Raw genomic sequence first — 12,278 nt, forward strand, 5'->3', positions numbered from 1 at the left:
CCGGTCACATGAGCGAAGGAGCCACCCTTCGCCTTCGCCTTGAAACGGGGGCATCCAATCGGATATGACCTTCCGCATCGGAAGGCGCAATTTCTCACCCCAGCCCCTCCGTTCCTGAGCGCCCGCCGCCTCGGTGGGCTGGAGTGTGTCGCCGCGATGGCCAATGTCCAATTCCATGCGAGCATGTCGGGCTATCGCGTCCGCGACCTGTTCTCCCCGGCCACCAGCGCAATCGTCTTCGACGGAACCAGCGCCGCCACCCTGACGACGCTGGTCGACAGGATCAGCGTCACAGCCGTCTATTTCGGTACCGGACTGACTCCCGCCAGCGGCGGCGCTGTCTCCGGCCTCACCTTCTCCGCAGGCGCAAGCCCCTGGCTGTCCTACGGCAACGCACTCGATGGCGTTACGCGGTTCTCATACGGCGGCAGCCTTTCAGTGTTCCAGCAGGCAGGCGCGGACGCTGCCGCCGTCGCGATGGCCGGAGACGATGCGCTCACCGGCTCGTCCAAAGGCGACTATCTCGACGCCTATGCCGGAAACGACACCCTCGACGGCGGCCAGGGCGAGGACACGATGGCCGGAGGCACGGGGGACGATCTCTACTTTGTCGACGATACCAACGACCGCGTGGTCGAGGCCGCAGGTGCGGGCCGCGACATCGTGATCGCCAGCGTCAGCTTCGCGCTCGCGAAAGGCTCGGAGGTGGAACGGCTGGAGGCAGCGGCAGGCCGCAAGGCCCTTGCCCTCACGGGCAACGAATTCGCCAACGAGATCCTCGGCAACGACGGCAACAACATCCTCGACGGCGGTCGCGGAGCCGACACGCTGACGGGCGGGCTCGGCAACGACGCCTACATCATCGACAACGCCCTGGACGTCATCGTCGAAACGCCCGGCCAGGGCTTTGACACCGCGCTTTCGAGCGTGAGCTACGTGCTCAGCGACGCCAGCCATGTGGAAGCCATCGCAGCGCGCGGAACGGCATCGATTGCGCTCACCGGCAATAGTCTCTCGAACAAGATCACCGGCAACACCGGCCACAATGTGCTGAAGGGCCTTGCGGGCAACGACACCATCTATGGCGATGGCGGCAACGACAGACTTTATGGCGGCATCGGCAGCGACAAGCTCTATGGCGGCATGGGCAGCGACAAGCTTTATGGAGAGGACGGCAACGACGCGCTTTACGGCGATGTCGGGAACGACTTCCTCTCCGGGGGCGCGGGCAAGGACAGGCTCTTCGGCGGAACGGGCGATGACCGCCTTTACGGCGGCGACGGCAACGACGTTCTCTACGGCGATATCGGGGACGACCGCCTCTATGGCGGCGCTGGAAACGACCTTCTCTACGGCGGCCCCGGCAACAACACCCTCTCTGGAGGCGATGGGCGCGATACGATTTACGGCAGCTACAACGAAGACCTGATTTCGGGCGGAAGCGGCAACGACAGGCTCTTCGGCGACAGCGGAAACGACACGATTTCCGGCGGCCTCGGCAACGATTTGCTCTCAGGTGGAGAAGGCTACGACACCTTCATCTTCGACACGAGGCCCGACTCCCGGACGAACGTCGACCGGATTTCCGACTTCAACCCGTGGACGGATCGCATCAGCCTCAAGGCGAAGGTCTTCGCCAATATCGGCTACGGCGCCCTGAGCAGCGATGCCTTCTGGATCGGCGCCAAGGCTCACGACGCCTCGGACCGGATCATCTACGACAAGCCGAGCGGCATCCTCTATTACGATCCCGATGGAACGGGAGCGAAGGCACAGGTCAAGTTCGCTATCGTCGAGCCTGGGACGGACCTCACCGACGCGGCGTTCTGGCTTTTCTGACGCTGGGACGAATCCCCCTTCGCCGCCGAACGTGCTAACAGAGCCTCGAAGGCGGAGGACGAGGCAAGCGCATGAAGGTCGATCTCAATTCGGATCTGGGCGAGGGATTCGGGCCGTGGCGAATGGGCGATGACAATGCCATGCTCGATATCGTCACCACCGCGAATGTCGCCTGCGGCTTTCACGCGGGCGACCCGGTCATCATGCACGCCACGGCAGCGCAGGCCAAAGCCCGGAATGTCGCCATCGGCGCGCATCCAGGCTTCAACGATCTCTGGGGTTTCGGAAGGCGGGCGATCAAGGGCGACAGCGCCGCCGACATCGAGAAGATGGTCGCCTATCAGATCGGCGCTTTTCAGGCGATGGCGACGCTCGCGGGCCATAAGGTCACCCACGTCAAGAGCCACGGCGCATTGGCCAACATGGCGGCGGAGGACGATGATCTCGCGCTCGCCATCGGTCGCGCCATCAAGGCCATCGACAAAGACCTGATCTATCTCGTCATGCCCGGCATGGCGACGGAGCGCGCCGCGCGCAAGCTCGGCCTGCCCTTCGCGCTCGAGGTCTATGCCGACCGCACCTATGATGACACATTCAATCTCACCAGCCGCAGCGTTCCGGGTTCCGTCATTCACGATCCGGAAGAAGCCGCGGCCCATGTGCTGCGCATGATCGAGGATCGCGCGATCCGCTCGGTGAAAGGCAAGCGTCTCGATTGCACCGTTGAATCGATCTGCGTTCACGGCGACACGCCGAGCGCGGTCGCGATGGCGAAAGTCATTCGCGAGAGGCTGGAGGCGGCGGGCGTCACCATCGCGGCTTTTGCCAACAAGTGAGCTTTAGAGCGTCGGCTTTTCCGGCGTGGCGCTGACGACCCCGCCGATCAGGTTTGTGGAAAGAAGATGCTCAGTCGTCAGCGAAAAACGGACTGGCACGAGACGCGCGGCCAATGTCTCAATCCAGTCATGCACGGCCTTGGCGGCGGCTATCGCCTCCTCCCGCTCGACCGGCGTGAAGCGCACCTTCGTTCCCGGACGCATCTGCGCGAAGCGGTTGAGATCGGCGCTGATGACGGTGGCGATTTTTGGATAGCCGCCGGCCGTCTGCCGGTCCCGCATCAGCACGATCGGCAAGCCGCTGCCGGGAACCTGGATGTGCCCTGCGACAATGCCGTCGGAGACGATGTTGAATCCCCGCGCATGCTCGATCTGAGGCCCCGATAATTGAAGGCCCATGCGGTCGGCTTGCGGGCTGATGGTGTATTCCTCTTCCAGGAACGTCCGCAAACCCGTATCCGAAAAGTAGTCGTCCTGCGGACCCAGCATCACGCGGATCGGGCCCTCGACCTCGGAGAGCGGTTGAGGATCGTGAAAGAGGTCGGCGCTGTTGTCGGGCGCGCAGGCTAGCCTGTCACCCGCCTTCAACGGCTCACCGTTCAACCCGCCGAGCCGCGAGCGCAGATGCAGCGACAGGCTCCCCAGTTGAGGCGCAACCGCAAAGCCGCCGCCGACGGCAAGGTAGGTGAAGGTGCCCGTGCGCGTCGGGCTGACCTGCGCCGTTTCACCCTCCCGCAAAAGAGCCGCCGTCTGCGGGGCAACGGTGTGTCCCTCGATACTCAGCGTCGCTCCGGCCCCGGCGACGGCAAGGCGCAGATCCCCACCCTCGCAGGTGAATGCGCCGCCGAGATTCATGAATTCGATGGCCGCCATGTCCGTCGCGTTGCCGACCAGCGCATTGGCGAGCGCCAATGCGCGCATGTCCATCGCGCCCGAAGGCGACACGCCGAAGCGTTGATAGCCGAAGCGCCCGCGATCCTGCAGCGTCGTCATCGGCCCACATGATTTCACGATGAGATCGGTCATGGCGTCACGATCTCCGCCACCGGCTCGCCCGCGCTGGCAGCGCGTTCCAGCGCATCCCACCGCGACGGGTCGATAGGTTCGAAAACGATCTCGTCTCCCGCCTCGAGAAGGAAAACGGGATCGCGCTTCGGATCGTAACTGCGCACCGGCGTCCGCCCGAGAAGATGCCAGCCGCTCGGTCCTTCGACGGAACCGATGGCGGCTTGCGCGCCGCCGATAGCGATGGAGCCGCTTGGAATCCTCGGGCGCGGCTGCGTGCGCCGTGGCGTCGCCAGCGCCGGATCGAGCCCGCCGAGATAGGCGAAGCCCGGCAGAAAGCCGATCATGTAGATGCGATAGACGGCACCGGCATGCCGTTCGATAACCTGGGCCGGCGACAATCCGTGACGCTCCGCGAACTCTTCCAGATCCACTCCGAATTCGCCGCCGTAAACGACCGGCACCTTCCAGCGCCGACCAGCCGTGGTGGACGGCGTCAAAGCCAGCGCCTTCTCCGTCAAAAGCCGCGTGAGCGCGCCATAATCGGTGACGACCGGATCGAAATGCACCATCAGCGAGCGATAGGTCGGCACCGTCTCGACAACGCCGATGGGGGGATGCTCGCGCAAAGCCTCATCGAGGGCGAGCACCCGCGCGTTGAGAGCGGGATCGATGACATCCCCGAACTCGACGGACACGGCGCTGTCGCCACAGGTCAGGATCCTCGGTAGCTGCAAAGGACGCTCGCGGTTGTTCTTCAAGGCGGCTCGGTTTGGCCGTGATGGAGAGCGCTTCTTAAGGCTCTCCTTCGCCAGATCCAAGACCGGAACACGAAAAGATGCACCGCATGGCGCCTCATGCAAGCTTCGCACCGGTTCCAGCGCCTATGCGTGTGGCGCAAGGATCCGAAAGTCATGTTCTCGCGTTACCTGATGAGAGCGCTCGCTCTCGCCGTTGGGCTTTACTGCATCGCCCTGATCTTCCAGAGCGCCCTTGTTCTGCATTTCGATACCAGTCCGAACCTTGGCTCCCATATCGAGCAGTTGGGGCTAGGCCTTCTGGCCGGTGCGATCTTCGCGGTTTCTTGCCCGTGGCTCACCGCGCGCAGGCCGGCTTTGACGACGCTCATCGCCGCCAGTGTCTTTGCCGGCCTTCAGGCTCTGCTCCTTCAGGATGACGCCAGCTTGTCTAAACTGGCCGAGGGCTGGCTCGGCTTCCTTGCTGGCCTCAGGATGATCTCCGCCGTTCTCAAAAGCTGGTCGGCTCTGTATGAAAGGCATCTGGAAAGTTATGGTGGCGAGGCGCACGGCGTCCGTCACCGGAGCGACAGGAGGCCAAATATGCGGGACTGGAACGCGGGCCAATACCTGAAGTTCGAAGACGAGCGGACGCGCCCTGCGATCGATCTTCTGGCGCGGGTGCCGCTCACCGATCCGAAGCGTTGCATCGATCTCGGCTGCGGGCCCGGCAACAGCACGGAGCTTCTGGCGCGGCGCTATCCGAACGCTGAAATCATCGGCCTCGATTCCTCCGATGCCATGCTGGAGAAGGCCCGCCAACGCCTTCCTCATCTCGCTTTCGAAAAAGGCGACATCTCGGCCTGGGCGCCATCCGCCCCATTCGACCTGATCTTCGCCAACGCCGCCCTGCAATGGGTTCCCGAACACGCCGCGCTGCTGCCGCGCCTGGTGGCGGCCCTCAATCCCGGCGGGTGTCTCGCTGTTCAGGTGCCCGATAACTTCAATGAACCCTCTCATGTCCTGATGCGGGACGTGGCTGCGCGGGGGCCCTGGGCGCAGCGCCTCGGCGGTGCGGTGACAGCGCGCGAGAAGATCGGATCGTTCGGCGATTATTATGCGCGCCTCAAGGGCGCGGGCTGTTCGGTGGGCCTGTGGCGAACGACCTATGTCCATTGTCTCGACGATGCGGACGCCATTGTCGAATGGGTCAAGGGCACCGGCCTACGCCCCTTTCTCGACCCGCTCGACGAGGCGGAACAGGCCACTTTTCTCGCACTCTATCGCTCGGAGATCGCGCACGCCTATCCGACGCAATTCGATGGAAAAGTGCTCCTGCCGTTTCCTCGGCTGTTTCTGGTTGCGCGCCGGAGCTGATAGGTATCCCTCTCGATAACAGGAGAGGGGGTTTCCCGTGACGTCACCCGACACAACTTTCTGGTCCGCCGCGCAAATAGTCGCGGCGATCAGGCAACACGAAGTCTCTCCTGTCGAGGTCGTGCGGGAGGCCCTTCAGCGGGCCGAGGCCATCAACCCTCGCCTGAACGCCTTCAGCGATATCTACGGCGATGAGGCGCTTGCGGCGGCAAGGAATGCGGAAGCGAGCCTTGCCTCGGGCAGCACGGTCGGACCACTCCACGGTGTGCCTGTCGCCATCAAGGACATGACGCCCGTCGCCGGCAAACGCACCACCTATGGCTCCCGCATCTACGAGGATCATGTGACGCCGCATGATGCGCCCATCGTCGCGAGATTGCGAAAGGCGGGAGCCATTGTCATCGGTAAGACCACGACTCCCGAATTCGCGAATTCCGGCTACACGCGCAGCCCGCTTTTTGGCCACACGCGCAATCCGTGGGACGATGCGCGCACCTCCGGCGGCAGCTCCGGCGGTTCGGCCGTGGCGGTCGCGACCGGCTGCGTCGCGCTTGCCGAGGGCACGGACATGGGCGGCTCGGTGCGCATCCCCGCTTCCCATTGCGGCATCGTCGGCCTCAAGCCCAGCCTCGGGCGCATTCCGTTCACGTTGCTTCCGAGCCAGTTCGAGAACATCGCGCATTTTGGAACGCTGGCGCGCTCCTGCGCGGATGCCGCCCTGTTCCTGTCCTGCGTGCAGGGTCCGGACGATGCGGACATCTCATCCCTGCCTGGCCTCGCACCGGCGCTGGACCGTCTCGACATCGATCCCCGTTCGCTGCGCCTCGCGCTCTCGCCCGACCTCGGCCATTACGCGCTTCACCCCGACGTGGCGCGAAACCTCTACGACATGGCCGACAGGCTTCGCGCCAGCGGTGCGATTGTCGAAGAGGTCGATCTTCCCTGGACGAAAGCCATCGGCGATGCGTGGGACGATTACTGGGCCGTCTACATGGCGACCTTTTACGGCGAGCATCTCGATGCCCATCGCGACATCATGGACCCGGCGGTCGTCGCCTATATCGAGCAGGGCTTCGCGATCAGCGCCGTGCAATACAAAAGCATCGAAATCGTCAGGACTGAGGCCTGGAACGCCCTGAGTTCCATCCTGTCGAAATATGATGCGCTCCTCTGCCCGACGATGTCGGGCCCCGCACCGGATCTTGAATCGAGCGGAGCCGATTTCGCTTTCGAGGATTCGGAGGGGCGCTATCACGGCCTGAGCATGACCTGCCCCTTCAACTTCGTTGGCCAATGCCCTGCCCTTTCGGTGCCGAGCGGCTTCACGCAGGAGGGCTTGCCGACCGGCCTCCAGATCATCGGGCGCCGTTATGACGACGCGGGCGTTCTCAAGATCGGCCATCTCATCGAAACCCTGCGCGGGGCCTTTCCGCATCCGGCCACCTGAATTCATTCTCAAATCTGCTTGAACGGGCGGAAAGATATCTATCTACTGTTCAAGGACCCATGCGGAGAATGGCGATGGTTGGCGGGAGCGTCATGAGCAGTGCGGGCAGGAGTGCGCGTTTCTGGCTTCTTGGAGCTGGGCTTCTCGCCATCCTCCTCGGAGGCATCGGCCTTTACATGACCCTCGGCATCACCATCGCGAGCGTCATGTGGTACGGCGCGCTGATGCTCGCCGCGGGGCTCGTCCAGATCGTCGAACCGCTGATGCATGAGGTCGAGACGAAGCGCTCTCGCTGGGCGGCCATCCTGATCGGGCTGGTCTATACCATCGGCGGCCTGTGGGCGCTCTTCAACCCGCTCAGCGCGTCCCTCGTTCTCACGCTGATACTTGGCATCGCCCTTGTCGCTTCAGGCATTCTGAAGGCGATCTGGGCCTTCGTGGATCAATCCCGCCAGTCGAACGCGGCGCTCGTTCTCGCGGCGGTTCTCTCCCTGATCCTCGGCGGCCTGCTCATCGCGCAATGGCCTTTCTCTGGCCTGTGGGCTATCGGCCTTCTGATCTCCTGCGATCTCGTCGCGCACGGCCTTGCCCTCACCTGGAAGGCCCTGACGATCCGTTGAGCGAAGAGCTACTCGATTGGCAAGGTCGCATTGATATGCGTGCCGCTCTCCCCTGACCCAATCTCAAATACGCCGCCGGCGTGACGCACGCGCTCCTGCATGCCGGGAATGCCAACCCCGAGCGCTATCTTGCCTGTGTCATCTTTCGCAAGGCCTCGTCCATTATCGGAGATGTGAAGATGCACGGCATGCTCCCGTACGGCCAGGGACAGAGAGACAGCGGTCGCATGCGCATGACGATAAACGTTCATGAAGGCCTCTTGAACGATCCGGAATATGGCGATCCGAAGCTCACCGGGCACACGGTCGAAATCGCCCTTGAAATCGAGAGAGACTGTAATGTCCGTCCGCCTCTTGAAGCCGTTGGTGAAGTCGCGGATGGCGCCGTCAAGATCGAGCCGTTCGATATGCGGTGGATGAAGCAGATAACTGAAAGCGCGGATCTCTCGCGCCGCGGCATCAATCGAGTGGGAAACCTCAGTCAGAAGATGGTTCAGGTCCGGCGTCACATCGATCAAGGATCGCAGTTGCGCGAAACTGAGGCTGACGGAGGCAAGATGCTGCAACGTCGAGTCATGAAGCTCAAGGGATATGCGGCGCCGCTCCTCGCTGACAGCATCCATGACACACCTGCGAATGGCGTTCTCGGCATGCCCCGGAGCGGGAGGAGAAACAGTCCTGGCGGGAACAAATTCGGAAGGCGCAAGGATCGCTTCGGCGTTCAAGACGGTCTTGAGACGGCGAGCTCTTTCCTGCGGAATGGCGGCTTCAGTCATAGCGCACGCCCTCGCTATTGCTTTAGCCCCACAAAAGATATTTTTGTTTTTGGCTTCGACAGCGCGCTGCCACGAAACAGACAGCCGCTCAAAGCATCGGATCGCCCAATGAGCGCGAACACGGTGTCATGACGTCACGCTGAGATCAAGTGGCTTCGGACGGCGTAGCGTACGAGTTCCGCCGTGGAGGATATACCGAGTTTCCGCATGGCCGCAGCCCGATGGCTTTCGATCGTCTTGACGCTGACATCGAGATGCAGCGCCGCCCTCTTGTTGCTCAGCCCATCCGCGATCAGGGTCACCACCTCCCGCTCCCGTGCGGTCAACAGGCCTTCGATATGCGGTGCGGACGGGAGATCCTTCAAGGAATCGAGCAAGGCTTCCGAGGCGCGCCACGTCAGATAAGGCCGATGATGCGAGAGAGCGTTGAGGGCGGCCAAGAGGTGCAGGTCCGCATCGGTCTTGAGAATGTAGCCCTTCGCGCCGGCCCGCAGCAGATCTCGAATGATCTGCTCGCTCTCATGCATCGTGAAGATGAGAACCTCGGTCCTGAGCGACTGGCGAATTCGCCGCGTGGCTTGCAGGCCATCGAGATCGGGAAGGGAGAAATCAAGAATGGCGATGTCGGGCCTGACCCGCAGCGCCTCCTCGACAGCTTCTTCGCCTGTCGCCGCCTCGGCAACGATCTCCCATCCCGGCTGCGACTCCAGAATGGCGCGCAAGCCGCGACGGACGACGAGATGGTCGTCGGCAATCAGAACGCGTTGCATGGCAACGGACCCCCGCCTCAATCAAGGATTGGCATCGCATCAACTCTAGCGGGTCCCTTCCTCTGCGACATTCGGGGAAACCCTGAGATCCGATATGGGGCAACTATCTAGGAAGGCAATCCGCCTCTCACTTGCCGCCTTCTCATTTGCGCTTGGAGAGCATGATGCTCGTCTCGGTGGAGGAAATTCCGGGGACCTCGCGCATGCGCCGGAGCACCTGATCGAACTCCTCCAGCGTCGCCACCTCGATCTCGGCCACGATGTCCCAGCGCCCGTTCGTCGTGTTGATGCGCGACACTTCCGGAAAGCCTTGCAGGCGCTTGATGACTTTGTCCGCCCCCTGCCCTTCGACCTCGATCATGGTGACGGCGCGGATGGCGTTGGGCTGCGCTTCCGAACCCAACGTGACCGTGAAACCCTGAATGATGCCGCTACGAACCATCCGCTCGATCCGGGCGCGCACGGTCGCCCGCGAGACCCTCAGCAGGTCGGCGAGGGTTGAAACGGGTTGCCGGGCATCCGCCCTCAAAAGGGCCAGCAGCTTTTGATCGAGCTCGTCCATCATTGTGTCCATTATGGCAATACCACCTTACCAAAATGACAAATGAAGTAACCATATTTGTCGCTTATCCGGCTTCAACCCGCCACTTGTGACAGTGGATAATGGTCGGCGACGAAGGAAACGCCACCGATGCCTGACGCCCACGCCCCTCGCCCCAAGCTCGCGAAGCCGCGCTTTGCCGTTCTCGGAGCGCCCGTTCAGGTGGGCGCGAGCCAACTCGGAACCGTCATGGGCCCCGCCGCCCTGCGGACGGCAGGGTTGATCTCGAACCTGCAAGAGCTTGGCCACCACATCGAGGATCGCGGCGATCTTTCGGTTTCCGATTTTCCGCGCGACAACGGCAAAGGCCGCAACGCGCGTTTCTTCGATGAGATTTCCGCGTGGTCGCGCAGCCTGAGCGACCATTCCTATCGCCTCCTGCAGGATGGGTACCTGCCGATCTTCCTCGGCGGGGATCACAGCCTGTCGATGGGGTCCGTTCACGGCGTCCTGCGGCACTGCGCGAAGGCCAAGCGCGACCTCTTCGTACTGTGGCTCGATGCGCATGCCGATTTCAACACGCCGGAGACATCGCCCTCCGGCAACATGCACGGCATGTCGACTGCGTTTCTCTGTGGCGAGAAAGGTTTTAATGGCTTTTTCGAAAGTCCGTTCAGCCCCTTGCCGCCGCAGAACCTCTATATCTTCGGCCTGCGCTCGGTGGACCGCGACGAGCGGGCCCTGTTGCGAGAGCGTGGTGTCCATGTCTGCGACATGCGCCAGGTGGACGAGTTTGGCGTGTCTGTTCTTATGCGGCAGATCATCGATCATGTCGCGGCGCGGGACGGGCATCTCCATGTCAGTCTCGACGTCGATTTTCTCGACCCCTCCATCGCGCCCGGAGCCGGAACCCCCGTCCCCGGCGGGGCAACCTATCGCGAAGCGCATCTCATCATGGAGATGCTGCACGATTCCGGCCTCGTCGGATCGCTCGACATCGTCGAACTCAACCCATTCCTCGATGAGCGCGGCAAGAGCGCCCATCTTCTCGTCGATCTGGTCGGAAGCCTCTTCGGGCGCCAGATCGTTCATCGTCTTTGAAAAAGAGAGCTCCCCATGAGCAGCGCGACACATGCCCTCATCGAAACCGAAAACCGGCTCGGCGCGTATAACTACAAGCCGCTCGATGTCGTCCTCTCACGCGGCGAAGGCGTCTGGCTGTGGGATGTCGACGGCAACCGCTATCTCGATTGCCTCTCCGCTTATTCCGCCGTCAACCAGGGCCATTGCCACCCGAAAATTCTCGCAGCGATGATGGAGCAGGCGAAGAAACTCACACTCACCTCGCGCGCATTCCGCAACGATCAACTCGCTCCGTTCTACGAAGAGATCGCGGCGCTCACCGGATCGCACAAGGTGCTACCCATGAACAGCGGCGCGGAGGCGGTGGAATCCGCCATCAAGGCCGTTCGCAAATGGGGATACGAGGTCAAGGGCGTTCCCGAGAACAAGGCCGAGATCATCGTCTGCAGCGAGAACTTCCACGGCCGCACCCTCGGCATCATCAGCTTCAGCACGGATGAAACAGCGCGCGGGAATTTCGGCCCCTTCACGCCCGGGTTCAAGATTATCCCCTTCGGCGATGCCGCCGCATTGGAAGCCGCCATCACGCCGAACACGGTCGCCTTTCTCGTCGAGCCGATCCAGGGCGAGGCCGGCGTCATCATTCCGCCGAAGGGCTATTTCCCGAAGGTGCGTGAGATCTGCACGCGCCACGGCGTCACGCTCATTCTGGACGAGATCCAGACCGGCCTGGGGCGCACCGGTAAGCTTCTCGCGGAAGAGCACGAGAGCATCGAGGCGGATGTGACGCTGATCGGTAAGGCGCTCTCCGGCGGGTTCTATCCCGTCTCAGCCGTTCTCTCGAATTCCGAAGTGCTCGGCGTGTTGCAGCCCGGACAGCATGGCAGCACCTTCGGCGGCAACCCGCTCGCCTGCGCCATCGCGCGCACGGCGCTCAAGGTGCTCGTCGAAGAAGGGATGATCGAGAATTCCGCGAAGCAAGGCGCCTATTTCAAGTCGCAGATCGAGGCCATCCGCAGCAACGCTGTCCGCGAAGTGCGCGGGCGCGGCCTCATGCTGGCTGTCGAACTTCACCCGGAAGCCGGCGGCGCGCGGCGCTATTGCGAGGCCCTGCGCCAGCGCGGCATTCTGGTGAAGGATACGCATGTGAACACGATCCGCATCGCCCCGCCGCTGGTGGTGACGAAGGATCAGGTCGATTGGGCGAGCGGGCAGATCGAAGCGGTGTTGACCTCTCTCGCGTAGGT

General features: G+C 62.8%; 12 protein-coding genes. 7 read left to right on the forward strand and 5 right to left on the reverse strand.

Going from position 1 to position 12,278, the window contains the following annotated elements:
* Positions 1-156: 156 nt before the first annotated feature.
* Entirely contained in the window at positions 157-1,839 is a 1,683-nt protein-coding gene (locus DQW91_RS05585) for a calcium-binding protein (protein ID WP_112662617.1), read from the forward strand.
* 71 nt (positions 1,840-1,910) lie between these two features.
* Positions 1,911-2,675: a LamB/YcsF family protein gene (locus DQW91_RS05590; protein WP_112662618.1), complete on the forward strand. Its 765-nt coding sequence runs from the start codon at positions 1,911-1,913 to the stop codon at positions 2,673-2,675.
* Positions 2,676-2,678: 3 nt separating this feature from the next.
* On the opposite strand, the gene DQW91_RS05595 is transcribed toward DQW91_RS05590, so the two are convergent.
* Both DQW91_RS05595 and pxpB read right to left on the reverse strand, forming a co-directional pair.
* Entirely contained in the window at positions 2,679-3,701 is a 1,023-nt protein-coding gene (locus DQW91_RS05595) for a 5-oxoprolinase subunit C family protein (protein ID WP_112662619.1), read from the reverse strand.
* Positions 3,698-4,441 (reverse strand): 5-oxoprolinase subunit PxpB, encoded by a 744-nt coding sequence (gene pxpB, locus DQW91_RS05600; protein ID WP_245410918.1) that lies wholly within the window; start codon positions 4,439-4,441, stop codon positions 3,698-3,700. The genes DQW91_RS05595 and pxpB overlap by 4 nt, the downstream gene beginning before the upstream one ends.
* Before the next feature lie 579 nt (positions 4,442-5,020).
* On the opposite strand from pxpB, the gene tam reads away from it, so the two are divergent.
* The 3 genes from tam to DQW91_RS05615 all read left to right on the forward strand — a co-directional run bounded on the left by tam (position 5,021) and on the right by DQW91_RS05615 (position 7,861).
* Positions 5,021-5,794, forward strand: a complete 774-nt coding sequence (tam, locus tag DQW91_RS05605; RefSeq protein WP_112662917.1) for a trans-aconitate 2-methyltransferase — start codon at positions 5,021-5,023, stop codon at positions 5,792-5,794.
* A gap of 37 nt (positions 5,795-5,831) precedes the next feature.
* Entirely contained in the window at positions 5,832-7,241 is a 1,410-nt protein-coding gene (locus DQW91_RS05610; protein WP_112662620.1) for an amidase, read from the forward strand.
* Between the two features lie 74 nt (positions 7,242-7,315).
* Complete coding sequence (locus tag DQW91_RS05615; RefSeq protein WP_157961350.1) at positions 7,316-7,861, forward strand: HdeD family acid-resistance protein; 546 nt, start codon at positions 7,316-7,318, stop codon at positions 7,859-7,861.
* 8 nt (positions 7,862-7,869) lie between these two features.
* Here the strand turns inward: DQW91_RS05615 and DQW91_RS17340 are convergent, their stop codons facing one another.
* The 3 genes from DQW91_RS17340 to DQW91_RS05630 form a co-directional block, all read right to left on the reverse strand.
* Positions 7,870-8,637, reverse strand: a complete 768-nt coding sequence (locus DQW91_RS17340) for a sensor histidine kinase (protein ID WP_112662622.1) — start codon at positions 8,635-8,637, stop codon at positions 7,870-7,872.
* Positions 8,638-8,771: 134 nt separating this feature from the next.
* Complete coding sequence (locus DQW91_RS05625; RefSeq protein ID WP_112662623.1) at positions 8,772-9,407, reverse strand: response regulator transcription factor; 636 nt, start codon at positions 9,405-9,407, stop codon at positions 8,772-8,774.
* A gap of 142 nt (positions 9,408-9,549) precedes the next feature.
* A complete protein-coding gene (locus DQW91_RS05630; RefSeq protein ID WP_198411806.1) occupies positions 9,550-9,969 on the reverse strand; it encodes an Lrp/AsnC family transcriptional regulator in 420 nt (139 codons plus the stop codon).
* Between the two features lie 129 nt (positions 9,970-10,098).
* On the opposite strand from DQW91_RS05630, the gene rocF reads away from it, so the two are divergent.
* The gene (rocF, locus tag DQW91_RS05635) at positions 10,099-11,049 is read left to right on the forward strand and encodes an arginase (RefSeq protein ID WP_112662625.1); all 951 of its coding nucleotides are present in this window, start codon (positions 10,099-10,101) and stop codon (positions 11,047-11,049) included.
* 15 nt (positions 11,050-11,064) lie between these two features.
* Positions 11,065-12,276 (forward strand): ornithine--oxo-acid transaminase, encoded by a 1,212-nt coding sequence (gene rocD / locus DQW91_RS05640; RefSeq protein ID WP_112662626.1) that lies wholly within the window; start codon positions 11,065-11,067, stop codon positions 12,274-12,276.
* Positions 12,277-12,278 lie beyond the last annotated feature (2 nt).

The organism is Microvirga flavescens (assembly GCF_003290125.1).
In the GTDB taxonomy this organism is placed as follows: Bacteria; Pseudomonadota; Alphaproteobacteria; order Rhizobiales; family Beijerinckiaceae; genus Microvirga; species Microvirga flavescens.